General features: G+C 44.9%; 21 protein-coding genes. 13 read left to right on the forward strand and 8 right to left on the reverse strand.

Going from position 1 to position 25,366, the window contains the following annotated elements; all coding sequences use genetic code 11:
* Positions 1 to 40: 40 nt before the first annotated feature.
* Both DYB02_RS11300 and DYB02_RS11305 read right to left on the reverse strand, forming a co-directional pair.
* The gene (locus DYB02_RS11300; RefSeq protein WP_029806263.1) at positions 41 to 1,741 is read right to left on the reverse strand and encodes an ATP-binding protein; all 1,701 of its coding nucleotides are present in this window, start codon (positions 1,739 to 1,741) and stop codon (positions 41 to 43) included.
* Positions 1,742 to 1,748: 7 nt separating this feature from the next.
* Complete coding sequence (locus tag DYB02_RS11305; RefSeq protein ID WP_025518838.1) at positions 1,749 to 2,288, reverse strand: heme NO-binding domain-containing protein; 540 nt, start codon at positions 2,286 to 2,288, stop codon at positions 1,749 to 1,751.
* Between the two features lie 284 nt (positions 2,289 to 2,572).
* On the opposite strand from DYB02_RS11305, the gene DYB02_RS11310 reads away from it, so the two are divergent.
* The 5 genes from DYB02_RS11310 to DYB02_RS11330 all read left to right on the forward strand — a co-directional run bounded on the left by DYB02_RS11310 (position 2,573) and on the right by DYB02_RS11330 (position 8,909).
* Entirely contained in the window at positions 2,573 to 3,172 is a 600-nt protein-coding gene (locus DYB02_RS11310; protein ID WP_005458814.1) for a CoA pyrophosphatase, read from the forward strand.
* A 354-nt stretch (positions 3,173 to 3,526) separates the two neighbouring features.
* Entirely contained in the window at positions 3,527 to 4,780 is a 1,254-nt protein-coding gene (locus DYB02_RS11315; RefSeq protein WP_005458812.1) for a serine transporter, read from the forward strand.
* A gap of 98 nt (positions 4,781 to 4,878) precedes the next feature.
* The gene (locus DYB02_RS11320) at positions 4,879 to 6,240 is read left to right on the forward strand and encodes an L-serine ammonia-lyase (RefSeq protein WP_021823429.1); all 1,362 of its coding nucleotides are present in this window, start codon (positions 4,879 to 4,881) and stop codon (positions 6,238 to 6,240) included.
* A 303-nt stretch (positions 6,241 to 6,543) separates the two neighbouring features.
* The gene (tpdA, locus tag DYB02_RS11325; RefSeq protein WP_017448448.1) at positions 6,544 to 8,259 is read left to right on the forward strand and encodes a cyclic di-GMP phosphodiesterase TpdA; all 1,716 of its coding nucleotides are present in this window, start codon (positions 6,544 to 6,546) and stop codon (positions 8,257 to 8,259) included.
* A 182-nt stretch (positions 8,260 to 8,441) separates the two neighbouring features.
* Complete coding sequence (locus DYB02_RS11330) at positions 8,442 to 8,909, forward strand: GNAT family N-acetyltransferase (RefSeq protein WP_021447722.1); 468 nt, start codon at positions 8,442 to 8,444, stop codon at positions 8,907 to 8,909.
* An 82-nt stretch (positions 8,910 to 8,991) separates the two neighbouring features.
* On the opposite strand, the gene queD is transcribed toward DYB02_RS11330, so the two are convergent.
* On the reverse strand, positions 8,992 to 9,354 hold the full coding sequence (gene queD / locus DYB02_RS11335) for a 6-carboxytetrahydropterin synthase QueD (RefSeq protein ID WP_005494779.1): 363 nt from the start codon (positions 9,352 to 9,354) through the stop codon (positions 8,992 to 8,994).
* Between the two features lie 294 nt (positions 9,355 to 9,648).
* Between queD and DYB02_RS11340 the strand changes: the two genes are divergently transcribed.
* Together DYB02_RS11340 and asnS are read left to right on the forward strand one after the other, a co-directional pair.
* Entirely contained in the window at positions 9,649 to 11,274 is a 1,626-nt protein-coding gene (locus DYB02_RS11340) for a methyl-accepting chemotaxis protein (RefSeq protein WP_029805398.1), read from the forward strand.
* A gap of 188 nt (positions 11,275 to 11,462) precedes the next feature.
* Positions 11,463 to 12,863 (forward strand): asparagine--tRNA ligase, encoded by a 1,401-nt coding sequence (gene asnS / locus DYB02_RS11345; RefSeq protein WP_005458036.1) that lies wholly within the window; start codon positions 11,463 to 11,465, stop codon positions 12,861 to 12,863.
* Positions 12,864 to 12,954: 91 nt separating this feature from the next.
* Here asnS and DYB02_RS11350 read toward each other — a convergent pair whose 3' ends face one another.
* Positions 12,955 to 13,179 (reverse strand): hypothetical protein, encoded by a 225-nt coding sequence (locus DYB02_RS11350; RefSeq protein ID WP_025612712.1) that lies wholly within the window; start codon positions 13,177 to 13,179, stop codon positions 12,955 to 12,957.
* 99 nt (positions 13,180 to 13,278) lie between these two features.
* Positions 13,279 to 14,670, reverse strand: coding sequence for an aminotransferase-like domain-containing protein (locus tag DYB02_RS11355; protein ID WP_041955572.1), 1,392 nt, complete (start codon positions 14,668 to 14,670; stop codon positions 13,279 to 13,281).
* A gap of 178 nt (positions 14,671 to 14,848) precedes the next feature.
* On the opposite strand from DYB02_RS11355, the gene DYB02_RS11365 reads away from it, so the two are divergent.
* The 3 genes from DYB02_RS11365 to DYB02_RS11380 all read left to right on the forward strand — a co-directional run bounded on the left by DYB02_RS11365 (position 14,849) and on the right by DYB02_RS11380 (position 17,141).
* On the forward strand, positions 14,849 to 15,079 hold the full coding sequence (locus DYB02_RS11365; RefSeq protein WP_029806685.1) for a hypothetical protein: 231 nt from the start codon (positions 14,849 to 14,851) through the stop codon (positions 15,077 to 15,079).
* Between the two features lie 198 nt (positions 15,080 to 15,277).
* Positions 15,278 to 15,577, forward strand: coding sequence for a hypothetical protein (locus DYB02_RS11370; RefSeq protein WP_005458048.1), 300 nt, complete (start codon positions 15,278 to 15,280; stop codon positions 15,575 to 15,577).
* A 373-nt stretch (positions 15,578 to 15,950) separates the two neighbouring features.
* On the forward strand, positions 15,951 to 17,141 hold the full coding sequence (locus DYB02_RS11380) for an amino acid aminotransferase (protein ID WP_005458051.1): 1,191 nt from the start codon (positions 15,951 to 15,953) through the stop codon (positions 17,139 to 17,141).
* 99 nt (positions 17,142 to 17,240) lie between these two features.
* On the opposite strand, the gene DYB02_RS11385 is transcribed toward DYB02_RS11380, so the two are convergent.
* Complete coding sequence (locus DYB02_RS11385) at positions 17,241 to 17,882, reverse strand: outer membrane beta-barrel protein (protein WP_005485468.1); 642 nt, start codon at positions 17,880 to 17,882, stop codon at positions 17,241 to 17,243.
* Positions 17,883 to 18,076: 194 nt separating this feature from the next.
* Here DYB02_RS11385 and DYB02_RS11390 point away from each other — a divergent pair, with 194 nt between their 5' ends.
* Positions 18,077 to 19,966 (forward strand): putative nucleotidyltransferase substrate binding domain-containing protein, encoded by a 1,890-nt coding sequence (locus DYB02_RS11390; RefSeq protein WP_017448443.1) that lies wholly within the window; start codon positions 18,077 to 18,079, stop codon positions 19,964 to 19,966.
* A gap of 8 nt (positions 19,967 to 19,974) precedes the next feature.
* Complete coding sequence (locus DYB02_RS11395) at positions 19,975 to 20,694, forward strand: 3'-5' exonuclease (protein WP_005494764.1); 720 nt, start codon at positions 19,975 to 19,977, stop codon at positions 20,692 to 20,694.
* 101 nt (positions 20,695 to 20,795) lie between these two features.
* Here the strand turns inward: DYB02_RS11395 and DYB02_RS11400 are convergent, their stop codons facing one another.
* Together DYB02_RS11400 and DYB02_RS11405 are read right to left on the reverse strand one after the other, a co-directional pair.
* Positions 20,796 to 22,679: a methyl-accepting chemotaxis protein gene (locus DYB02_RS11400; RefSeq protein ID WP_005458057.1), complete on the reverse strand. Its 1,884-nt coding sequence runs from the start codon at positions 22,677 to 22,679 to the stop codon at positions 20,796 to 20,798.
* 226 nt (positions 22,680 to 22,905) lie between these two features.
* A complete protein-coding gene (locus tag DYB02_RS11405) occupies positions 22,906 to 24,477 on the reverse strand; it encodes a BCCT family transporter (protein ID WP_005458059.1) in 1,572 nt (523 codons plus the stop codon).
* Positions 24,478 to 24,872: 395 nt separating this feature from the next.
* On the opposite strand from DYB02_RS11405, the gene cosR reads away from it, so the two are divergent.
* Complete coding sequence (gene cosR / locus DYB02_RS11410) at positions 24,873 to 25,349, forward strand: MarR family transcriptional regulator CosR (RefSeq protein WP_005494763.1); 477 nt, start codon at positions 24,873 to 24,875, stop codon at positions 25,347 to 25,349.
* Positions 25,350 to 25,366: the final 17 nt, after the last annotated feature.

Consider the following 25,366-nt stretch of genomic DNA (forward strand, 5'->3'; position numbering starts at 1 on the left):
TTTAGCGTTTAGCCGTTAGCCGTTTTTTAAGAGGTAGCGTCTACTGCTCAAGCCACTTACACATGATCTGCTCAATATCGGTTGCGGTGTACGGCTTAGTGAGGATGTCGTCCATGCCTGAATCAATGCACTTTTGACGTTCTTCAATCGTTGTGCCTGCTGTTAAGGCGATGATAGGACGGTCGAAGCCTTTTTGTCGCAAGTGAGCCGTTGCTTCGTAACCATCCATTTCCGGCATTCGACAATCCATAAATATCAATTCGTAATCTTTGTTTTTAACCGCTTCTAGCGCTTCCAAACCATTGGCTTTTAAATCAGGAGTAATGTCGAGCTTTTTCAGCATCTGCGTCACAATGACTTGGTTCATTCGGATATCATCCACCACCAATATCGAGCGCCCAGCTAAGTCGCTTCGTTCGACAACAGCCAACTCACCCGACGCTGCGCCTTGAGCTTGCCCCTCTTTTAAAGGGATGGAGACTTTAAAGGTTGTACCTTTGCGCTCTTCACTTTCGAAACTGATCTCACCTTGCATTAAATCCACGAGGTTCTTACAAATCGCTAAGCCCAAACCTGAGCCTTCAAAACTGCGTTTTGCCGAGCGGTCAACTTGTACAAAAGGGTCAAACAACGAACTTTGCGCCGCTAACGGTATCCCAATTCCGGTATCTTCCACCTCAAAAAACGCAGTGCCGTTTACCCACTCGACTCGCAAGACCACGCCGCCCAAATGGGTAAATTTGATCGCGTTCCCAATCAAATTAACTAAGATTTGGGTGATTCGTTCTAAATCGCCAATCAGAAACTCCGGAATGCCTAACTTCTTGTCGATAGAAAAATGAATGCGCTTCTCTGCCGCTTTCGCAGCAAATACGCCCGTAATGGCTTTTTCGAGATCATCCCACGCAAAAACCTTGTCGATAATTTCCATCATGCCAGCATTCATCTTGCTGAAATCGAGCAAGTCGTTGATGATGACGCGAAGTAAATCGCCCGACCGAATCAAATTACCGAGATATTGCCGTTGATCTTCTCCCAACTGAGTTTTGCTTAACAGCTCTGCGCTGCCGAGTACGCCATTTAGTGGCGTTCTTAACTCGTGGTTAATCATCGCGACAAACTCTTTCGTCGCTTTTTCTGACTCTTCCGCTCGCTTTCTTAGCTCGACTTCACGTTCAAGGCTGAGGTGACGACTGATCACGCCGTGAACCAAATCAGAAACCAGTTCCATTTGTTTGGAGATAAAAGCTTGCTCAATTTGTTCCAACGACACAGAAAATATCAATTCGCCAACGACTCGCTCATCAATGATGATGGGTAAATGTAGCGCCTCATTCTGCCAATTGGGTGTTCGAGCGATAGGTTTGTCACTTTTTAGATCCAAATGCCCGAAATGATGACGACGCAAAGAAGTGAGTTGGACAGGATCAAGGTATAAATACGAAGCGGTAATAACAGAATTGGACGTCAGTTGCTCAAGAAAACTGGCAATCATTGTCTCGTCGAAAGTGCTGGAAAGGAATGTCCGTCCAAACCGAATAAGCGTGGCATCAATTTTTTCTTCAAACTCAAACTTGCGCAGATCGCTTTCCGATCGAAGTTCTAGCTTCTTTAACGCGACACTCAATTTTTGCGTCGATTCGTAGAGCTCATAACTTTTTTGCTCTAAAAGCAGTTCTGCCGCCTTTCTTGAGGCGATTTCTCGTTTGAGTTTCCTTTCTAATGAGGAGTTACCCGTCATACTCTTTTTATTGTGCCTCCAGCCAAAATCGAACTTGGCTTCCGTCTTCGATTTGGTTTTGATGCGTAATATGAATGACCTGTCCAAAGTGCGCAGCACAGCCTTTGAGCAACCCTAAACAAACATGCGCCATACACCTTGCACTATGGTAGTCGAACACCAGTTCTGACTGTGTTTCGCTGATAAAATCGAACTTAGGCGGATTGGCGTCTGGGTAAAGTTTTTTAACTTCTACATGAATAAAGCTTTCTACATGTCGAACAAATTGAAAGGTATTATCGCACTGCTGCAAGCTTGCATGACTGGGAATGGAGCGTAGAAGGTTCAAAAATACGCTTTCACCAAACACTTCTTGTAACTGCTCTGGGGGAATATCAGAAACTTTGCTGAGATTGACGATCAGTTTGACTAAGTCTCGGTGATCATAGCTGCCGACAGAGGTATATACCCCTTCGTCATCGGAAAGTTCGAGCACTTGGTCAAGCACTTCAAGTCCAAATTTGCTTTCCACTAACTCCATGAACTCGGTAAAGATTATCCCTTTCATTGGCAAACACCAACCTCATTGCAACGCCTTAAAAATAAGAATGGTGTATAACCCTATAAGTTTCAAATCAATATGCTTCGGCAGAGTGAGACACAAAGCACAAAGCAAAAGGTTGCCTAGATGTGAAGCGATTTTCCTTTAACATTTGAGCTTACTGTTTTATTAACAATGAGTCGGAGTGCACTCACCACTCATTTTCTCACTCAAGCACGCTCGCTTCCGGAATTTAGGGTTATTATCTTGGGTGTATAATAATGAGTAGACACGAAAATTAGGGGTTCGGTTTGGTTATCGACAAAACAAAATTGCTGCAGAACTTTCAATTTCATCTTCCGACGGGGTATCACAAGGAGTCTCTTGCCCGCCTGAATTTTATGAAAGGTAAACCGCTTCGAGACGCCGCGGTTCTGATTGGTTTTGTGGATAGACCTGAAGGCCTACAAGTGATTTTGACCAAGCGAGCCGAACATCTTCGGCATCATCCAGGGCAAATCAGCTTTCCTGGCGGTAAGTTTGAACCCGAAGATATCCATCTGGTGAATACGGCGCTTCGTGAGACTAATGAAGAGGTCGGTATAGAAGATAAACACATTCATGTGTTCGGTCAGTTGCCAAAACTGCCAACGATTAGTCAATTTAATGTGACACCATTTTTGGCCTTTATTTCTCCAGATTACAAAACGCATATTGACCCAAATGAGGTCGAGTCGGTTTTTGAGGTACCAGCCAACCATATTTTGAACCCAAATAAGCTCTACAGCAGTAAGTTTGAGTTAAAAAGAAGCAGTCATCGTGTATTTGCTATCCCATATCGTCAACATTTCATCTGGGGCATGACGGCGCAGATCATTGAGTCGATGCAAAAGCACATCATTTCCGGCTAAATCTCTCCTCTTTCATTCGATAATGATCATACGACCAATGCGATCATTATGTGCATCAATATTAATAAAACGTTACTTCATAAACATTCATTCACATTAGATTAATTTGCCATTTTCACCGCAAACGCTTGCGGTGAAATAAATTTATACAAATCGCCCTATTGATAAGTTTTTCTAATTTTACTCATTAGCAATAATCACGAGTAGCACATCATTTTCGTGATAAAAAGCAGGTTTTTGACATATCATTCAATAAGCACAAGCAATACATGATTTAGATCTAATTTTCCTAGTGTAAAATCTTGCAAAATTGCCCGCGACTTATTTCCTGTTCCCAAAATGAGTAACTCAAAAATGAATACAACTACTTCTGCGGTTTCTACCGCACAATCGTCTAGTAAGTTTACTTACAAAGACTTCACCTGGTGTCTGTCTCTGTTCGGCACGGCAGTAGGTGCAGGTGTACTTTTCCTTCCTATTAAAGCTGGTGCGGGTGGTTTTTGGCCATTAGTAATCCTAGCTCTAATCGCGGCACCAATGACTTGGTTCGCACACAAATCTCTAGCTCGCTTCGTTCTTTCAGCTAAGAACCCAGAAGCAGACATCACTGACACAGTAGAAGAACACTTCGGTAAAACTGGCGCAAACCTTATTACGTTCGCATACTTCTTCGCTATTTACCCAATCGTACTTATCTACGGTGTTGGTATCACAAACACGGTTGACTCTTTCCTAGTTAACCAAATGGGCATGGAATCGATTCCTCGCTGGCTACTTTCTGGTGCGCTTATCGCAGCAATGACAGCAGGCGTAGTATTCGGTAAAGAACTGATGCTGAAAGCAACTTCAGCAATGGTTTACCCTCTAGTGTTCATCCTATTGGCGTTGTCTTTCTACCTAATCCCTGAGTGGAACACGTCCATGATCGAAGTGGCTCCAGACTGGGCTGCAATGCCAACTATCGTTTGGTTAGCAATTCCTATCATCGTATTCTCATTCAACCACAGCCCAATCATTTCTCAGTTCTCTAAAGAGCAACGCATGCAATACGGCGACGAAGCTTACAAGAAAACAGACATGATCACTGGCGGTGCAGCGATGATGCTAATGGGCTTTGTTATGTTCTTCGTATTCTCTGTAGTGCTTTCTCTATCTCCAGAGCAACTAGCATCTGCGAAAGAACAAAACATCTCTGTACTTTCTTACCTAGCGAACATCCACGAATCTCCACTGATCTCTTACATGGGTCCATTGGTTGCATTCGCGGCGATCACTTCTAGCTACTTCGGTCACTTCCTAGGTGCACACGAAGGTCTAGTAGGTCTAATCAAATCTCGCTCACAATCTCCAGTAAGCAAGATCGAAAAAGGTTCTCTACTGTTCATCGTTATCACTACTTGGATTGTGGCTATCGTTAACCCAAGCATCCTAGGCATGATCGAAACAATGGGCGCGCCAATGATTGCGGCAATCCTATTCTTGATGCCTGTATTCGCGATGCAAAAAGTTCCAGCAATGGCGAAGTACAAAACTTCAGCACCTGTGCAAATTTTCACAGCAATCTGTGGTCTTGCAGCAATTACTTCTGTAATCTACGGCGCTCTTTAATCATCCCTGTTTTTTAACAGAATGATTAATCCAAAAATATAACGATAAAATTAAGCCTCCCAACTCCCCTTGGGAGGCTTTCTTCTGAGGTAATCGATATGATTAGTGTTTTTGATATCTATAAAATCGGTGTTGGTCCTTCAAGCTCACACACTGTAGGCCCAATGAAAGCGGGTAAAGAGTTTATTGATGATCTTCGTGCAATGGGAAAACTGCGCGACATCACTAAAATCACCGTTGACGTTTATGGATCACTATCACTGACAGGGAAAGGTCACCACACAGATATTGCTATCATCATGGGTCTTGCGGGCAACTCCCCTGAGAAAGTTGATATCGATTCTATTCCGGGCTTCATCGCTCGCGTAGAAGAAACTGAGCGCCTTCCTGTTGGCATGCACTGTCATACAGTATCGTTCCCACGTGAAGGTGGAATGAACTTCCACAAAACGAACCTTGAGCTACACGAAAACGGCATGCAAATCCACGCTTGGATTGATGACGAAAAAGCGTACTCAAAAACTTACTACTCTATCGGTGGTGGCTTCATCGTTGATGAAGAGAACTTCGGTAAAGAAGCTGAGAACCCAATCAAGGTTCCTTACGAGTTCACAACAGCTGAAGAGCTGGTTAACCAGTGTAAAGAAAGCGGTCTTTCTATCAGCGCGCTGGTGATGAAGAACGAACAAGCACTTCACTCAGACGAAGAAACTCGTACTTACTTCGCGAACATCTGGCGCACGATGCGCGAATGTATGGATCGCGGTATGAACGAAGAAGGCATTCTGCCTGGCCCACTACGTGTACCTCGTCGTGCTGCAGCACTTCGTCAGCAACTGCTTACTTCTGAGAAAACAACGAACGACCCAATGTCTGTTGTTGACTGGGTAAACATGTTCGCTTTCGCAGTAAACGAAGAGAACGCAGCCGGTGGCCGTGTTGTTACCGCACCGACTAACGGCGCTTGTGGCATCATCCCAGCAGTATTGGCTTACTACGACAAGTTCATCCAAACTGTGACTGAAAAAGATTACATCCGTTACTTTGCCGCTTCTGGCGCAATCGGTGGTCTTTACAAGCGCAACGCGTCAATCTCTGGTGCAGAGGTTGGCTGCCAGGGTGAAGTTGGTGTGGCATGTTCTATGGCGGCGGCTGGTCTTGCAGAGCTTATGGGTGGTAGCCCAGAGCAAGTATGTATGGCAGCAGAAATCGCGATGGAGCACAACCTAGGTCTAACTTGTGACCCAGTTGCAGGTCAGGTTCAAGTTCCATGTATCGAGCGTAACGGTATCGCAGCTGTAAAAGCGATCAACTCAACTCGTATGGCACTACGTCGTTCTTCTGCTCCTACTGTATCTCTAGATAAAGTTATCGAAACAATGCTAGAGACTGGTAAGGACATGAACGCGAAATACCGCGAAACTTCTCAAGGCGGTCTAGCAATCAAAGTGATTTGCTAACCGTCTCGTTATAAAAAAGATATCGATAAGCCCGAGTGAATACTCGGGCTTTTTTTATCTAAAATACGATGAGGCATGTGCATTCAAATGCATTTGAAGCATCACCCGTCATTGCCTTATTCCTGCCGATATTTTTGTCTGTTCCGGCTAAAAACCAGTCAGAGCCTACTCTCGCTGTAGCTCATAAAAAAAACTAAAACTGTTACTATATCCAAATGTTTAGGATATCCCCGTACAAAATCACACCCTTCACTTCTCATTATTGATAACGTAGCCAAAATTTAAATTGGAGCTTATCAACACATGATTAGGTTTGAACTTGGAAACCAAATCTGCGTTTGCTTGTCCGAAAACGACATTTCTTTAGAGATCAACAACACACTCCACCACGCCATCCCTGTTAGTTCAAATGAGTATGCCATTCTTTCAACTATTGCTACTTACGGCAGTTTAAATGCGCCGATCAGTCAGCGCGTTATTGAGAGAAAAATCACTCAACACTACAAGATGGCTTTGCCAGAAAATGGATTTAAAAACGCGGTGGCAGCATTGAGAAAGAAGTTTCGCAAGCTCACGGAAGATCACGTTTCTCCCACGAGAAACATCATAGAAAACATTCACAGGACGGGATATTTCATCCCTTTTACCATGCTACATACTCATCAAAGCGGCATCTATCAACAGAAGAGAATCAACCAACACACGAAAAACAGCGTCAGAAAAGCCCTTCGTATTTGCTTGCGGAATAAAAGGATATACACCGACATCGCTTGGGTGCTGCTGGTTACTACAGCTATCTTTTTCTCGGTCTGCTATTACGCCATCAACAGCATTGTGAAACACAACTATTTAGATAGCGCATTGGACATTGCCGACAGCCTGTCTCAGATGAGTTGCTATGCTGATGAAGACCAACTAAAAGGGTTGTTTGATAACGTAAAGCTCGTTGAATCCAGCATGATGTTGGATCGCTTTAATATTCGCTGCTTGGTCACGCCAGAGGCGGTGGTTCCCGTCAGCCAAAAAGCGTTCAACGAGTGGAGCGATAACAGCAATTACACGACTCAATCCTTCGACATCAACAACGCCACCATTTTAGTTCGTGTGAAAAACATCAACTTACAGAATAACGTGGAGAGCCACATCTCGCGCTTTTTCCTTTCCGGGATGAAGCTTTACACCAACACAGGTACATCGTTCGAAATTGGCAATACCAACGGGCGATACTTTCACTATCAAATTAAAGATACAGGCTATAAAGAGGTGTATTACATCTCAGGACCTTTTAAGAGCATCATTTTGTTGAGCCTGTTCTTTCTGGTGATACTAAGACATCGGTCGCTACAAGCGTTCATCACCTATCTGTTTGCTATTCGAGAATTTCATATCAAGCTCGAACCGATCTACAACACCTCAACGCAACAAAATATTCACTACGAAGCCCTTTCTCGATTCAAAGTGAAGAACACCCAAAGGTTCATCGAAACACTCATCAGCAATGGACTGCTTTTGATCCACACGATCTTGGTGATCCGAGCAATTTACGCCAAACAGCCGACTTTGTTGGTGCCCATCAGCATCAATGTGTGCCCTTCTCTTCTGCGAGGCAGAAACTTCTCGACTCTTTATCAAGAACTCGCGAGCAGAGACTGCCGATTACTGACCATCGAAATCACGGAGAACGCGTCCATGTACTACACCTCCGAGATCTACGACAACGTCGCGAAACTAAAATTACTGAGCTGCAAAATCAGCATTGATGACTTTGGTACTGGCAACAACAACGTGTCACTTATCAGCAAAATCAATCCAGATTATTTGAAAATAGATCGGGAGTTTGTGATTGGTTTAAAGTCGGATGATAAGAAAGTGGAAACGCTGCGTCAGTTGATTGCGATGGGAAACACTTACCGCTGCACAGTCATCGTCGAAGGCGTCGAAACCGCAGATAGTGCTCACTTACTCACAACGTTAGGAGCCTACATTCATCAAGGTTACTTCTATCCTCTGCATTTCTAGCTTTTCTTAATGCCGCGAGTTACTTAAACTAGCTGATACCCAAATGACTTCATAATGCATTCGCGCAAAGTGTGCGAAGTGATTTGGGTATCACTAGCGTCTATAACTGGATGAAAGTTAAAGACGTTCGTACATTTTTGTTAGGTGGTGAGATCATCCACCACCCACTCGTGATTGAAACCATGATTGCTATTAAACCAACCAAACTGAAAGATTTTTCGAGTTTGATGCAATTGGACGTGCAGGAAGAGCAAATAGGATTTGCCAAGCCGTTTGAACAGGCTTACCAAAAGCGAAACAAGTCAGAAGTATTTTTTACTATTTATTCGGACTACCTAACCGTTGGCTATCTGATCATCGACAAAGGGTTTGCTCAGCATGCTCCTTTTGCAATGCGGCATGAGTTGGGCCTTAATTATTTGATGATTGATCGCCGCTTTCAACGCCAAGGTATTGGTGCAGAGGCGCTGAAAAAACTGTTTGTGTACGCATATACCATCGACCCAGAGAGCACCTCGCTTTGCGTGACGGTGCCAAATAGCCATCAAGGCGCACTCGACTTTTTCTTGGCTTGTGGCTTTACCAACACAGAAAAAGCCATTTATGGCGAGCAAGAAAAAGAATGGTTGATGCGTCACCCGCTTGGTTAAACGCTCAATAACCAAACGCTAGATAAAACAAAGGCAAGCGATAGGCTTGCCTTTGTTATTGAACATGGGATTACTACGAAGGTTATTCACCCTTGTAGATACAACCTGCTGTACAAGTTTCTTTGATCTCTACTTTGCTTAGTAGCGGTAGGTTTGGTTTTAGCTGTTGCCAAATCCATTTTGCTAACACTTCGCTGGTCGGGTTTTCTAGACCTTCGATGTCGTTTAGGTAGTAGTGGTCTAAGCGATTGTAAATTGGTTTAAATGCAGCTTTTATCTCTGCAAAATCCACAACCCAACCTGTATGTGGATCAACTTCACCTTCTACATAAAGACGAACAAGGAAAGAGTGTCCGTGCAAACGACCACACTTGTGACCTTCTGGTACGTGTGGCAAATGGTGTGCCGCTTCGAACATAAACTCTTTGTACAATTCTGTTTTCATCTTGATTCTCAGGCTTTAAAAAAGACAGGCAATACTAAGGAATTCGCTGCCAAGAGACAAGCGTTACCCCATACAAGCGTAGCAAAAACTGCCGCTTATTCCTGACCTCTTTGCCATCACGCACACCAAAGCGTCGCATTTTTGTCATGCGCCAAACATTTGATTACACAGTACTCACATCACAATTACATATCCCCAACATGTGTAGGGTCACAATCATTCATTTCGCTCATCGCGCAACCTATGCGAGAAGACTAATATTGTGCAGTTCGTTCCAATTACACTTATAAAAATATGCGCTCAACTATTACCTTTAAGCTCCTGCTCGCGTTAATTGTCGTTTTTAGCTGTGTTCTCGCCGCGTCGACGGCATACCAACACTATCAACAAAAAACGCTGATAAATGATGTTCTTAGTGAACAACTGCACGACAAAGCCAGCAACTACTTCGATAGTCTGAACATGATGATGCTCACTGGCACCATGTCTCAAAAGGAAACGCTGCGACAAAAAGCACTAGCTCAAGAAGGTATTGAGCAAGTTCGAGTGCTACGTGCCGATGCCGTTACAAAACTGTACGGTGCAGGGCAAGCCAATCAGCAACCTATTGATGAGATTGATCAGCGTGCACTAGCGGGCGAGCTTGTGATAGAACCAATTACTGCGGACTGGGGCAAAGGCATTGTTGTGGCGCTGCCAATGAAATCGAGCCAAAACTATCGCGGCACCAATTGTGTTTCTTGCCATGTCGCGCCAGAGGGTGAAGTATTGGGTGCTATTCGCTTGGAATACAACATGAACCACGTGAGTTCGATGATCAATAAACAAGCGATGTACGCGATGGGCATCATGTCTGCCATTGCGTTGGTTGGTTTTCTCATCACCATGGGCTTGATTCGTAAGATCATCGTGCGACCAATTCAAAAAACCTCGCACTTTATGTCAAACGTTAGTGCCAGCAAAGATCTCTCCCAAAGACTTGTCCATAAACAAACTGACGAAGTTGGCCAACTTTCCCAGTCTATTAATTCCTTTATGGATACCGTTTCGGAAAGTCTTGAGCGCGTGCAAGACACCTCACACTCGTTAGCAGGGTCTGCAGGTCGTCTCACCGACGTTGCTCAATCCACTGATGAGGCAGCAAACAATCAGCAATTAGAAACCAATGAAGTGCAAAACAACATTATTGATATGTTGCAACAGCAAGTCGTGGTTGAAGAAGCAACAATCAACGCAACGACGTTGGTAAACCACACCGTTGACGTAGCTACAAACAGCGCCAGCCAAGCGCACAATGTCAGCGAAGACATCAAGAGCTTAGTCAGCGACATTGAACAAGTGCGTGAGAAGATTACTTCTCTAAATCAGAGAACCGAAGAAGTTTCCTCAATTCTAGGTGTAATTAAAGGCATCGCCGAACAAACTAACCTACTCGCTCTAAACGCAGCAATCGAAGCAGCGCGCGCCGGAGAGCAAGGTCGTGGCTTTGCGGTCGTTGCCGATGAAGTGAGAAATCTGGCTTCACGTACCGCCGAAGCCACCAGCAACATTGAAAGCATCATTTCCCAATTTCAGCAAGGCAGCGAAGAGTCCCTGTCGTCGGTCGATCATGTTTGTCAATTTGCTCATCAACGTTCACTGGATGTCGAAGCGCTGTCTGAAACCATGCACAATGTTGTAGACGAGATGCATCAAGTGCTGAAACACGCAGAAAACATCCAACTGCAAACTCAAACCACCTCGGATGTCAGCAAGCACATTCAATCGAAAATCGACGTGATTACTTTGCACGCGAACGACACGTCTCAATCTGCCTCTCATACACGGGATATCAGTGTCGATTTGGAAGAACTTTCTGACCGTTTAGAGCAATTACTTAACCAATTCACCCTTTCTGAGCAACAAAGGGCGAATAAATAGGAAATTTCTCGCGTCCAAATTGAATATAAAGGTTGAAGCTGACGAATTGACGGGTAATATGTCCCATTGAATCTGTAAAATTCTATCCAACTCAATGCTTCGCTTGTTTTTTAAACAAAAATGTTTTGAGACAAGCACTTTGATAAGCGTTGAGTTGAATTTTTACCTCAATGGAGAATATTTAAAACATGACTTACGCGCCTGTATCAGACGTACTAAGCGGTAAGCTAGCAGTAGACAGTGAAGTAACTGTTCGCGGCTGGATCCGTTCACGTCGTGATTCCAAAGCTGGAATCTCTTTCCTTGCCATATATGACGGCTCTTGTTTCGACCCGATTCAGGCCGTGGTCCCTAATAATCTTAATAATTACGACAATGAAGTGCTTAAGCTAACGACTGGCTGCTCTGTTGAAGTAACTGGTAAGATTGTTGAGTCTCCTGCGCAAGGTCAGGACTTCGAACTGGCTGCAACTGACGTTAAAGTTGTAGGTTGGGTTGAAGATGCTGAAACTTACCCAATGGCAAAAACTCGTCACTCTATCGAGTACCTACGTGAAGTTGCGCACCTACGTCCGCGCACTAACGTAATCGGTGCGGTAGCACGTGTACGTAACTGTCTATCTCAAGCAATTCACCGTTTCTACCACGAGCAAGGCTACTTTTGGGTATCTGCGCCACTAATCACGGCTTCTGATGCAGAAGGTGCTGGTGAAATGTTCCGCGTTTCTACGCTAGACATGGAAAACCTACCTCGCACAGACGCAGGCAAAGTGGACTACAACGAAGACTTCTTCGGTAAAGAAACGTTCCTAACCGTATCTGGTCAGCTAAACGCGGAAGCTTACGCTTGTGCACTAAGCAAGGTTTACACTTTCGGTCCTACTTTCCGTGCTGAAAACTCAAACACAAGCCGCCACCTAGCAGAATTCTGGATGGTTGAGCCTGAAGTTGCGTTCGCAGAACTAGACGATGTAGCGAAACTGGCTGAAGACATGCTTAAGTACGTGTTCAAAGCAGTACTTGAAGAGCGTCGCGATGACCTTGAGTTCTTCGCTCAGCGTATCGACAAGCAAGCGATCACTCGTCTAGAGCAATTCGTTTCTTCTGACTTTGCACAAGTTGACTACACTGACGCGATCCAAATCCTTCTGGACTCTGGTCGCGAGTTCGAATTCCCAGTTGAATGGGGTATCGATATGTCTTCTGAGCACGAGCGTTTCCTAGCTGAAGAGCACTTTAAAGCGCCAGTAATCGTGAAGAACTACCCGAAAGACATCAAAGCGTTCTACATGCGTATGAACGACGATGGCAAGACTGTAGCTGCGATGGACGTTCTCGCACCTGGCATCGGTGAAATCATCGGTGGTTCTCAGCGTGAAGAGCGTCTAGACGTTCTAGATGCACGTATGCGTGAAATGGGCATCGACCCTGAACACATGAGCTGGTACCGTGACCTACGTCGCTACGGCACAGTGCCACACGCTGGCTTTGGTCTAGGCTTTGAGCGTCTAGTCTCTTACGTAACAGGCATGGGCAACGTTCGTGACGTGATCCCATTCCCACGTACACCTCGCTCTGCGAACTTCTAATCACTTTTTGGTGACTCAGAATTAGAAAGACCTCCCAAGTGGAGGTCTTTTATTTTGTACGAATAATTTTCTCGCAATCTGCGTGTACAATTTAGCTGTTGCTTTCGTCTTCATCCTTATCTGCTCGAGCGGCGTATTTCACTCCAACAACACACAAACCAAACATGACGAATGGAATCACAGCGGCGGTGTATTCCGTCCAAACCATATGAGAAAAAGACTTCGCCAATATCAGGTGCGCAAACACCAACAAAAATGCGCTAAAGATAGCAATACCCATTAGCCTAAGTTCATGCTTTACCAACTGCTTTTTCATTATTGCTCCTAACCTAAAATGGTTGTCTGCTAGTAATTGAAACACAGCTTCGGATTCGTTCACTGATACAGTTTGAGCAAAAAATAGGTAAACAGTTGGCTAGTGAAGTAATTCTCCGATCTTCTTCACGGCTTCTTCTAGTTCATCGTTGCAGGGTAACGAAGTATTAAGCCTTAGGTAGTTCTCATAATCTGTACCGACAGAAAACAACTTACCGAATGCAACGGTGATGTTGTCTTCCAATAACTTCCGATAAATCGATTTTCCGCATTTTGATTCCGGCAGTTCAACCCATAAAAAATAGCCGCCCTCTGGCTGTGTGTAATGAATCGATTTAGGAAAGTACTTATCGATCAGTTCAATGAACGTGGATTGTCGCTGCTCAAGATTCTTTCGAAGTTTTCTAAGGTGATTATCATAGCTGTCGTTTTGCAAATAATGCGCGATACCTTGTTGGACAGGCGCACTACCTGACAAAGTCGAGATAAGTTGCAGTTTTTGCAGATGCTCATTAAAGCGCTTGTTGACCACCCACCCCAGCCGATAACCCGGGCAAAGACTTTTTGAAAATGATCCGCAATGCAACACGCGATCTTGGGTATCAAAAGTTTTAAGCGAACTTGGTTTCTTGTTAGAAAAGAAGAGCTCTGAATACACATCGTCTTCAATCAAATACACATCGTGTTTATCAGCAAGCTCGACGATGCGCTGCTTCTGCTCATCGTTTAATGACGTTCCGGTTGGGTTGTGGAAATTCGTCATCAACCAACACGCGCGAACATCATGGCCAGTAAAAGCCGCTTCAATTTGTTGCAAAGAGTGCCCGATGCGCGGGTCTACTGAGATTTCTATCGCCTTTAAGCCCAAACGTTCTATCGCTTGAAGCGCTCCGTAAAATGTTGGCGATTCAACCACGATAGTATCTCCCGGTTGTGTCACGGCCTGAAGGCTCAAATTTAACGCTTCTAACGCCCCTGAAGTAATGACAATGTCATCATGGGTTAACACCATGCCTTGTTGAATGTAACGTTGAGCAATCAAACGACGCAGTGATTCAGAGCCTGGCGGTAAGTTATCCAATAACGTCTCTGGCCCCATCTTCCTACCAGAACTGGCCAGATTGCGATTCAACGCATCCAATGGAAACAACGCAGGATCTGGAAAGGCAGATCCGAACTTCATCGCATCCGGTGACGCTTGATTTTTGAGGTAGTCGTAAAGCTCATCATTGATGTTAGAGCGATAAACAGAGGTCGCAGGAGGGCTCGGTTCCAAACGATCCAGCTCTGCGGTAACAAAGTAGCCAGACTGAGGTTTTGCCGCGACCCAGCCTTGCGCTTCGAGCAACTGATAAGCTTGTAACACCGTTCCGGCGCTGACGGAATGATTTCGGCTGGTGACACGCACTGACGGCAGCTTTTCTCCTGCTCTCCATGTGTTTTGCTGAATCTGCGTTTTGAACAGTTCAGCCAGTTGGCGGTATCGGTTCATGTTTCCCTCATTTATCACGACCGAGCGAACCTTAGCATACTTCGCGCCCGTATTCTGATAACGCGACTATCAATCTCGAAACGTAATTAATCAATCTTAGTGATATCAATTCGCGATACGAAGTGAGAATTTATGTTCCATACTTTCAAAGGTATGACTTTTATTTCGGGAGAAAATGATGAAAGTATTTACTATGGATGACCTCTCATACCGAGGTGCTCATAAAGGCGTACACAGTTGGGATCACCCAGCCAGCACAACGCCTTACTACTGGCACCCTGACTGGTTACATATTGCAGAAGACGCGCTAGGTGTGCACAAAACAGCGGATCTAGTCGTTCCAGAAGGCGAAACACCAACAGAAGAGCACGCAAAAGAGGCGATTGTTAAGCACATTAATGGTAAATAGCCAGAAGCGAACCTTCTGTTATGCAAGGTTGAGTGCCTTTTGGAACAAAACATGTCTGAATGAGAACTGTGCATCATCGTGAGCAATCTATCGACAGGATAAATAGATTGCTATCACATTAATTTTCATGCCATCTGTTACATTTAGAGGCTAATGGTGATGCACACCTCAACTCATAGACTATGAGAGACGATTATAATGACGAAATACAACGAGAATGACATCAAATATAAAGGCGAGACCAATGGCGTACATACGTGGAGTGTGCCATCAGGACAGCCTTACTACTGGCATCCAGATTGGCTACACGTTGCCGAAGATGCGACAGGGTCACACCCAAAAGAAAAACTAGATGTTCAAGCTGGTGACACCCCAACGCAAAAGCATGCGCTTAAAGCAATCCTAAAACACATGAACGATTGGGCGACAGATAAGTTGTCTTCAAATCCTGACATCGAAACCAATGCGGTAGAGTCAGAAATTGAGCTAAAGAAATAGACCTCAACGTTCGATGTAAATTGAATATGCAAGCGCCCCTCACCGTTGGGGCGTTTCTTACCCTTCCCTACTTTTTCCTCCACAACAGGCTCTGCTTACCTCGCTGGATTCACGTTTTAAACCGCCTAAAATCGCTCCTCAGTAGCCATCAGATTCATGAATTGTTCGATTGAATAAATTAGCACCGAATTGCTACAAAACTCCCCTTTACATCCGGATTTAACCAAGGTTTTCATAGCAAAAGCATCGGTTATGTTAGCATCCTGTTTCAAATCGAAATTTTTTTACGTTTTCTTATCAGTAAGTGTTGTAACGAATATTGCTGAAAGGTATAAATACGAGCAGACCCCTTCGATTAACATGGATGAAGATTATGTTTGAAAAAGTAGTTGCCGCTCCGGCCGACCCTATCCTTGGCCTTACTGAAGAATTTAAAAAAGATCCTCGCGCTGAAAAGATTAACCTTGGCGTTGGTATTTACAAAAACGAACAAGGCGAAACACCTGTTCTTGCTACCGTAAAGAAAGCCGAAGCAGCACTGATTGAAACGGAAAAAACCAAATCATACCTAACCATCGAAGGGACTGCTGAGTACGGTCTGGCGGTACAAAAACTACTTTTCGGCGCAGACGCTGAAATCGTAGCGGAAAAACGCGCAAAAACAGCTCAAGCGCCTGGTGGTACAGGTGCATTACGCGTGGCGGGTGAATTCATCAAACGCCAACTTGGTAACGTAAAAATCTGGATCAGCAACCCAACTTGGGCAAACCACAACGGCGTGTTTACCGCTGCAGGTCTAGAAACGGCTCAATACACTTACTACAACGCAGAAACTAAAGACAAAGACTTCGATGCAATGCTAAACGATCTTCAAGCTGCATCTGAAGGTGACATCGTTCTTCTACACGGCTGCTGCCACAACCCAACCGGCATCGATCCAACTGCTGAAGAATGGGAAACACTAGCGAAGCTGATTGCTGAGAAGAAACTGCTTCCTCTGTTCGACTTTGCATACCAAGGCTTTGCCAAGGGTGTAGAAGAAGACGCAGCTGGCCTACGTACTTTCGCGAAATACAACAAAGAAATTCTCGTTGCGAGCTCGTTCTCGAAAAACTTCGGCCTATACAATGAACGTGTAGGCGCATTCACGCTTGTCGCTGAATCTGAAGAAGTGGCAACAACAGCATTCTCTCAAGTAAAAGCCATCATCCGCTCTATCTACTCTAACCCACCAGCTCACGGTAGTGCTGTTGTTACTCATATTCTAAACAACGAAGAACTGCGTGCTGAATGGGAAGCGGAAGTACAAGAAATGCGTGACCGTATTCAAGAGATGCGCGAACTGTTCGTAGCAACTCTGAAAGAAGAAGGTGTGGATGCAGATTTCAGCTTTATCGAACGTCAAAACGGCATGTTCTCGTTCTCTGGTCTATCTAAAGAGCAAGTTAATCGTCTGAAAGATGAGTTCGCAATTTACATCGTTGGTTCTGGCCGTATCAGCGTAGCTGGTATGACAAAATCAAACATGGGCCCGCTATGTAAAGGTATCGCAGCGGTTCTATAATCTGTCGAAAATAGACGAAATAAACGAAAAGGTCAGCGTATGCTGACCTTTTTTGTTGTTCTTAAATCTGTTGATTCCGGTTGAAGTTACTAAATGGGATTAAAATACGAACTTCAAACTTAAGCCGACTTCGTTGATGTAATCCGAACTTTCACCACTGTAATCTGTATCACGGTATTGGTAATACAAGCCCGTGCCAATCACATCATGCCATTGGTAATTGAAGCCGATTCTGTACTTGTTCTCGTCAACCACATCACTTCGGTTGGCCTGAATCTGTGCTGACACCATCCATTGTTCATTCAAAAGATAGTTTGCGCCAATGGTCACCGCTTGAAGAAACTCGGTGTCAGAGGAAATGGTGCTATCCGTTTTTTCATCCGTCGCTTTCGCTTTCAGCGCACCAAGCCCATAAGTACCATAAACGTCCAGTTGGTCGTTAATCCCATAACGATAACCACCACCAAACAACAATCGATCCACACGTAGTGTTAGATCGTCAGGATGGAAAAACTGCGCTGAGTAATCAACATTAAACAACCAATTATCGGTGATGAGATAATTGCCACCCAATCCCAGTGTGGTCGCATTCGAGTTGTCTAGCCAATCTTTATTGGTCGTACCCGACCCCACATCCAAATAAATGTGCTCATACCCAAATTTTGCAGCTTGTTCCGCTTCCGAAGCGATACTGATTGCGGGCAAAACTACAAGAGGCACAAGCAATAACTGTCTCACCATCTTACTTCCTTTCATGAGAGTCACCTAAAAACTTAACTACAATTGGCAATTTCCATATTAGCCGAATTAACAAAACCTTGTCGCGGGAGATGTCCGAATCTTATGACTCAGTACGAAAAAGCGTGATCCAATAAGATTCTGTCTTAAAACTGCGTTAAGATTACTTTATTATTTGCGAAACAAAAGGCACCCGAATGGATGCAGAACTTCTCGAGATATATAACTTTCTCGCCAAGTACCCCCCTTTCAACGAACTTCCAGAAGAAACTCTGACCAAAGTGACAGAAAGCGTTGAAATCTCTTACTACCGACAAGATACCCCAATCATTCACTTCGGTGACCATATTCAAGATCTCTTCGTGGTAAGAAGTGGCGTGGTGGAAGTTTATCGCCGCAAAGGTGAGCTTTATAACCGTCTCGATGAAGGCGACTTATTCGGTCAAATGGGGCTGCTTACCAACAACAAAGTTCGTTTCCCGGTAAAAGCTATTGAAGACACCCTACTCTACTGCATTCCGGTCGAGGTGTTTCAAGAGATCTACGACAACTTCGACTCTTTCGCCGATTTTGTTGAAGTAGAAAACAGCGCCCGCTTGCGCCAAACCATTTCAGAAAACAAAGACGCAAACGACTTAACCACCTCTAAAGTCAAGACCCTACTTACTGGCGATGCCCCGACCATAAACCGCGGCCAAACAATCCAACAAGCAGCGCAGTTAATGGCTCAGGACAACATTTCATCACTCTTGATTGTCGACCCCGATTTTGTCCGTGACGAAGATGATCCGCAATCGCCCGTTTTAGGCATCATTACTGACCGAGATTTATGTACTCGAGTGCTTGCAGAAGGCTTGTCTCCTCAAGATGATGTTTCAACAGTCATGACGACGGAAGTGATCTCTCTCGACCATAATGCTTACATCTATGAAGCCATGCTAACGATGTTACGCTACAACGTGCATCATCTGCCGGTGGTCAAAAATCAACTACCGATAGGCATCATCGAAACTACCGATATTGTTCGTTATGAATCGCAAAACTCACTGCTTCTTGTAAGCAGCATTTTTCAGCAGCAAAGCATCGAAGATTTAGCGACAGTCGCAGAAGAAGTCAAAAGCAGCTTCGTACGTCTGGTTAACGAAGACGCCAATTCACACATGGTTGGCAGCGCGATGTCAGTAATTGGCCGAAGTTTCAAACAGCGTTTGTTGGAGTTGGCCGAAGAAGAACTTGGTGCGCCTCCGATTCCTTATTGCTTCCTCGCATTAGGTTCAATGGGACGCGACGAACAGTTGCTGGTTACTGACCAAGACAACGCCATTATTCTGGACGAATCCTATCAAGAAGAGAAACATGGCAAGTACTTTGAAGATCTCGCCAAGTTTGTCAGTGACGGCCTTGACGCTTGTGGTTACAAATATTGTACCGGTGACATCATGGCCACAAACCCGATGTGGCGAATGACTCGCTCCGAATGGGAAGAATGTTTCGCTGACTGGATTGACGATCCCAACCCGAAAGCGTTACTGAATGCATCAATATTTTTCGATTTAGATGGCGTGTATGGCCGCTTAAAATGGGCAGAACAGCTCACCAGCTTCATTGTGCGTCGAGCGCGTAAAAATAATCGCTTCTTAGCATGTTTGGCTCGAAATGCGCTAAACCGCACGCCGCCATTAGGCTTCTTCAAAGATTTTGTGATGGAAAAAGACGGCCAGCACAAAAACTCGATCAACCTAAAACGTCGTGGCACCGCGCCGCTGGTTGATCTGATTCGTGTGCATGCCTTGGCAGTGGGCTCTCGTGCACAAAACTCGTTTGAACGTCTCGACGACATTATTGACGCAGGCATCTTGCCAAAAGGTCGAGCACAGGATTTAAAAGACGCGTTAGAGTTCATCTCTATGGTACGAATTCGCCATCAAGCAACCGATGTTGAACTCGGAATAGAGCCAGATAACAACATCGAGCCAGAAAACCTCTCCGATTTTGAACGCCGTAATTTGAAAGATGCCTTCCAAATTCTCAGCAATGGGCAGAACTTCCTTAAGTTCCGTTATCAAGCAAATAAGAGCTTTAAGTGAGGTTTGGCATGATCAAAAAGCTATTTCAAAAGCCTGCGATTCAATGGCCAACCAAGTTTCAGCAAAAGTTGGAGCTCGTCAGTGATGAAAATCTTGTCGCCTTTTACGGCAGCGAATTACCAGCGCCCAATACCCCCATTTCAGAGGTTGAATTTGTCGCGTTGGATTTCGAAACGACGGGGCTCAATCCCGAAAAACACGACATTATTACTATCGGTTTAGTACCTTTCAATCTGAGACGTATTTTTCTGCGCGATGCTCGACATTGGAAAGTAAGGCCTCAAAAAAAGTTGGATGAAGATTCCGTTATCATCCACGGTATCACTCACAGCGAATTGATTGATGCGCCAGATCTGAGCGATATTTTGGGTGAGTTGCTGCCTTGCTTAAGCGGCAAAATCATCGTTGTGCATTACCGTCGAATCGAGAGAGAATTCTTGGATCAAGCGCTGAAAGCGCGCATAGGGGAAGGGATTGAATTTCCCGTGTTAGACACGCTACAAATCGAAGAGAACATCCAAAAGAGAAGCGCTGGCGGCATTTGGAATCGCCTGAAAGGAAAGAGACCAGAGTCTCTACGTTTGGCGCAGTCTCGACGCCGCTATGGGTTACCAGACTACTCTCCGCATCACGCGTTAACTGATGCGATTGCTACTGCCGAGTTGCTTCAGGCGCAGATGGCGCATCACTACAATGATGACCAACCCATCAGTGATTTTTGGTTGTAGATAGATTTTTTGTTGTAGCTATTTACCAACAATCATTCACCGAAAAACATGCATTAAAAAGGAGCCTATCGGCTCCTTTTTCTTTTTCGTCAAACTGAGGATTACAGTTTAAAACGTTTGATCTCTTGCTCAAGCTCGTGAGACAGCTCAGATAGGTGCGCTGCTTGCTCCGCTGCTGAGTGAGCTTCTACAGAAAGCTCGTTCGATACGTCGCGGATGCCTTCTGTGTTACGAGTGATTTCTGTTGTTACAGATGCTTGCTCTTCCGCCGCAGACGCAATTTGCGTTGCCATGTCGCTGATGCGCTCTACCGCACTGTGGATTTGCGTCAGGCTCGCTGCTGCAGAATTCGCGTCATCCACACTGGTATCAGCCAAACGACGACCATCTCCCATGATATCAACCGCTTTCTTGGTTGTACCTTGAAGCATTTCGATCGTTTCTTGGATTTCTTTCGTCGATGCGTGAGTACGTTGGCTCAATACGCGAACTTCGTCAGCAACAACCGCAAAACCACGACCTTGATCGCCTGCACGCGCCGCTTCGATCGCTGCGTTCAGTGCCAACAAGTTAGTTTGCTCTGCAATGTCTTGAATCGTCGATAGAATCGTGTTGATGCTATTACCGTGCGCTTCAAGTTCTTGGATAACATTTGTCGCGACTTGAACTTCTTGCGCCAGATTCTGGATAGAACCTTGCGTTTGATTCACTTGGCTAGAACCGTGAGCACATGCTTGCACCGCTTCTTCAGAGCTATGCGCTGTGCTGTCTGCGTTACCCGCAATCTCTTGCGTTGCTGCTGCCATTTCATTAACCGCAGTCGCAACCATGTTGATTTCGTCTTGCTGGTAAGAAATACGCTGGCTACGTTCTTCTGCTTGTTGTGCTGTTGTACGTGCTTGCTCAGAAAGTGAGGCAGAAACTTGGCTTAGCTTGGTAACCATCGTGTGCATGTTACCCACAAAGCGGTTGAAGTTTTCAGCCAGTTTGCCTACTTCATCGTCACTGCGAGGTTCTAGACGTTGAGTAAGGTCGCCCTCACCAGATGCAATTTCTTCCAACGCATCAGACACGCGGCCTAGGTCACGGAACAAGAAGCCAACCAACCAAGATACCGCAAGAATCACAACGATGGTGATCATCACAGCGGTGATCAGCAGGTCACGAAGCAGTACTGCATGGCCTGCTTCTTCTGTTGCGCGATCCATTTCAATCGCGAACATCCAATGCGTGCCAGGTACTTTCTTGAAGTAGTAAAGCTTCTCTTGGCCTTTCAGCATCGTGCTTTCAATCTTGCCTTCTGCTGCCGCACGCTCAATAGCCTCTTCTGAAAAGTCTTTTAGAAAACTGGTGATAGGCTTAAGCGTTAGGCTTTTATCTGGGTGAGCAAGGAACGTACCTTCGTTCATATCAATCAACATTGCGTGCGCATTTTCACCCGCATCAAGATTGATTACGTCATCGATCAGCTGATCGATAAGTACGTCAGCACCCACTACACCGATAAACTTGCCGTTTTTCATTACTGGTTCAGCAATGGTCACTAGCAATGCGTTAGTGATAGCGTCTTGGTATGCTTCTGTGATGATCTGCTTACCTGCTGCATTGGCATCTTTATACCAAGGGCGAGTACGCGGATCGTAGTCAGCACGGTTACGCTCTGGGTGAGAACGGTACATATCTCCGTTTGGTGTACCCAAGAAGATGTCGTCAAAGCCACCAGCTTTGCGTGCTTGCTGTAGGAAAGGAACAACGTCTTGCTCTGTCGAGTAGTCGTTGAATGCGCTTGCAATATCCTTACGGATATTAACCCAGTCCGAAATACCTTCTGACGCTGTGGTACTTAGACTTTGTGCTCGTGAATAGACACCTGAACGAGTCTGATCAAATAATTGACCAGCCGACAACCAAGTAAGTGCTGTTGCCATCACAACAACAGCAGAAAGGCTTGCGCCTATTAGCTTTTGTTTTAATGATATTTTCATAATTATAATTGAGTTGGGAGAACAGTTAAGGTGGGTGAATATTACACACTTTTTCACGACTATTCACTAATTTTTAAAAAACAAAATAGCGCATTAACTCTTTGTAAAATATGGACTTTTGCGTGTCATTTTTTTGTCTAGCGTCAGAAAAACCGCACAAAAAAAGCCAGCAGGGTGCTGGCTTCTTAATTACTTGTTATTTAAGCAAATTTATAAAATTAATGGATTATTGACGCTCTGTCTTCATCCCCATCAATAAACTTACACACATTGCTAGCAATATAAAGGTAAATGGCAGTGCTGTAGAAATGGCGCCCGCTTGTAACGCTTGTACCGCTTCTGAGCCACCAATCCAAAGCAGTGCAACCGCAATCGCACCTTCCATAAATGCCCAGAAAACACGCTGCAATACAGGCGCATCGACTTTACCACCCGCCGTGATGCTGTCGATAACTAGCGAGCCAGAGTCTGAAGAGGTGATAAAGAATACCAATACCAGAACCACAGCAATGATCGATAATATGTTGCCAAATGGCAGTACATCAAACATTTGGAACATTGCCAGTGATACGTCGGTCAGACCGTTTGCGCCTAACTCGCCTACTTTGTTGACGACTTGATCAATCGCCAGACCGCCAAACACCGACATCCAAACCACGGTGACTACCGTCGGAACAATCAGTACCGCTGTGATGAACTCACGTACTGTACGGCCACGTGAAACGCGAGCGATGAACATACCAACGAATGGTGACCAAGAGATCCACCAAGCCCAGTAGAATACCGTCCAGCCTTGGAACCAAGCTTCGTCAGTACGACCAAACGGGTTACTCAATGGAATGATGTTTTCTACGTACGCCATTAACGTTGTTGGGATCGAGCCTAAACTCGCCGCCCAGCCAATCAAACCAACAAGGATAAGCAGCAAAAACGCTACAACCATGTTGATGTTACTGATCACTTTTACGCCGCCGTCGATACCGCGAACAACAGAAACCACTGCGAGCAGAGTAACCACAGTGATAACGACAATTTGCAAACCTAAACCAGGTTCAACACCAAATACATGGTGAATACCACTTGCCGCCTGCTGAGCGCCCAAACCAAGTGATGTCGCTAGACCAAATAGCGTGGCAAGTACTGCAAGAATATCAACGATATGGCCAGCCCAGCCCCAAGCGCGATCGCCCAATAATGGGTAAAAGATCGAACGCATTGATAGAGGCAACCCTTTGTTGTAGGTGAAAAATGCAAGTGAAAGTGCCACAACGCCGTAAATTGCCCAAGGGTGAAGACCCCAGTGGAACATCGTCGCGCCTAGCGCCAAACGTGCGGCTTCTGGTGAGTTTGCTTCTACGCCAAGTGGCGTTTCGTACCAACCAGTGAAGTAAGCCACTGGTTCTGCCACACTCCAGAACATCAAACCAATACCCATACCGGCTGCGAACAACATCGCGAGCCAAGACATGAATGAATAATCAGCGACGGCATCTTTACCGCCTAATCGTATTTTCCCGAGCGGTGACACAATCAACGCTAAGCAGAAAATAACGAAAATGTTACCAGCGATAATAAACAGCCAGTCGAATGAACCAATGATCTTCCACTTAAGCCCATCCAATGCCGTCTTCGCGGTATGAGCATCTAGAACTAATGCTGCGACAAGAAACAGTGCAATAAAGCCTGCACTAATACCAAAAACTGGGTTATGAACATCAAAGCCCCACTTTTGAACGTTGTCTTGACCTACCGTATAGTCGGTACTGTCAATACTGTACTTATCTATACCCTTTGTCATCGTTCCTCTCTATTTTTGTATTATTTTTTCCGTACCAAACAAAAAATCGTTCGAACACGATACGTTTTACATTCCTTGAAAGCGGAAGATCCTATCATTTGAGGCGTTTTTGTCTATCTTTTGCTGTTAAAAAATCCAATAACTTACTTTTCAGTCGGTAATTTGCATTACAAAAAGCGAAAATCTCCACATCATTAATTAGACCACAAACAATTATTGCTATAATAATTTTAGGTCTTTCTGTTTCAGTTGCACGAGCGAATAAAAAGAAATCGCCAAAGACGAATAAATAGTTGAAAAATGTCGACCTAAATTTTGACTGCAGCCCTTTAAATAACAGCGCATTTGAGTTAGTGTCGCGTCGTTACATGTTCCCTACAGACTGGATGAAAAAATTGGAAAAGTACGAAGAAGTATTGGTCTCGATTCGTCAGATCATCCGCGCTATTGATTTACATTCTAAAAAGCTGAGCAAAGAGTCGGGATTGACCGCTCCGCAATTGATTTTGATGCGTGCTATCAATGAGTTAGATAACGTGACTATCAAGCAGTTGTCTAACCACACCAATATGAGTCAAGCAACTGCGACCACGATTTTGGACAGATTAGAACGCAATCAACTCGTTGAGCGTCGTCGTAGCGTTGAAGATAAACGTAAGGTACATGCGGTACTTACCGAGAAGGGCGAAGAAGCTCTGAGACAGGCGCCAACTCCGCTGCAAGAACACTTCATCAATCGATTCCAAAAATTGGAAGAGTGGGAACAAACATTACTGCTTTCTTCTGTCCAGCGCATCTCCACCATGATGAACGCAGAAGACATCGATGTAGCGCCTCTTCTAGAAATCGGCAGCATCACCAAACCAGAATAATCACCTCTTTAAGTGCT

The organism is Vibrio parahaemolyticus (assembly GCF_900460535.1).
Lineage (GTDB): Bacteria > Pseudomonadota > Gammaproteobacteria > Enterobacterales > Vibrionaceae > Vibrio > Vibrio parahaemolyticus.

Excerpts from the sequence above, each read along its gene's own strand:
- queD (WP_005494779.1), bottom strand. The coding sequence starts at position 9,354 with ATGAAAACAGAATTGTACAAAGAGTTTATGTTCGAAGCGGCACACCAT.
- DYB02_RS11405 (WP_005458059.1), bottom strand. The coding sequence starts at position 24,477 with ATGACAAAGGGTATAGATAAGTACAGTATTGACAGTACCGACTATACG.
- DYB02_RS11395 (WP_005494764.1), top strand. The coding sequence starts at position 19,975 with ATGATCAAAAAGCTATTTCAAAAGCCTGCGATTCAATGGCCAACCAAG.
- DYB02_RS11380 (WP_005458051.1), top strand. The coding sequence starts at position 15,951 with ATGTTTGAAAAAGTAGTTGCCGCTCCGGCCGACCCTATCCTTGGCCTT.
- DYB02_RS11350 (WP_025612712.1), bottom strand. The coding sequence starts at position 13,179 with ATGAAAAAGCAGTTGGTAAAGCATGAACTTAGGCTAATGGGTATTGCT.
- asnS (WP_005458036.1), top strand. The coding sequence starts at position 11,463 with ATGACTTACGCGCCTGTATCAGACGTACTAAGCGGTAAGCTAGCAGTA.
- tpdA (WP_017448448.1), top strand. The coding sequence starts at position 6,544 with ATGATTAGGTTTGAACTTGGAAACCAAATCTGCGTTTGCTTGTCCGAA.
- DYB02_RS11315 (WP_005458812.1), top strand. The coding sequence starts at position 3,527 with ATGAATACAACTACTTCTGCGGTTTCTACCGCACAATCGTCTAGTAAG.
- DYB02_RS11400 (WP_005458057.1), bottom strand. The coding sequence starts at position 22,679 with ATGAAAATATCATTAAAACAAAAGCTAATAGGCGCAAGCCTTTCTGCT.
- DYB02_RS11320 (WP_021823429.1), top strand. The coding sequence starts at position 4,879 with ATGATTAGTGTTTTTGATATCTATAAAATCGGTGTTGGTCCTTCAAGC.
- DYB02_RS11370 (WP_005458048.1), top strand. The coding sequence starts at position 15,278 with ATGACGAAATACAACGAGAATGACATCAAATATAAAGGCGAGACCAAT.
- DYB02_RS11305 (WP_025518838.1), bottom strand. The coding sequence starts at position 2,288 with ATGAAAGGGATAATCTTTACCGAGTTCATGGAGTTAGTGGAAAGCAAA.
- DYB02_RS11340 (WP_029805398.1), top strand. The coding sequence starts at position 9,649 with ATGCGCTCAACTATTACCTTTAAGCTCCTGCTCGCGTTAATTGTCGTT.
- DYB02_RS11390 (WP_017448443.1), top strand. The coding sequence starts at position 18,077 with ATGGATGCAGAACTTCTCGAGATATATAACTTTCTCGCCAAGTACCCC.
- DYB02_RS11385 (WP_005485468.1), bottom strand. The coding sequence starts at position 17,882 with ATGGTGAGACAGTTATTGCTTGTGCCTCTTGTAGTTTTGCCCGCAATC.
- DYB02_RS11365 (WP_029806685.1), top strand. The coding sequence starts at position 14,849 with ATGAAAGTATTTACTATGGATGACCTCTCATACCGAGGTGCTCATAAA.
- DYB02_RS11355 (WP_041955572.1), bottom strand. The coding sequence starts at position 14,670 with ATGAACCGATACCGCCAACTGGCTGAACTGTTCAAAACGCAGATTCAG.
- DYB02_RS11300 (WP_029806263.1), bottom strand. The coding sequence starts at position 1,741 with ATGACGGGTAACTCCTCATTAGAAAGGAAACTCAAACGAGAAATCGCC.
- DYB02_RS11330 (WP_021447722.1), top strand. The coding sequence starts at position 8,442 with ATGATTGCTATTAAACCAACCAAACTGAAAGATTTTTCGAGTTTGATG.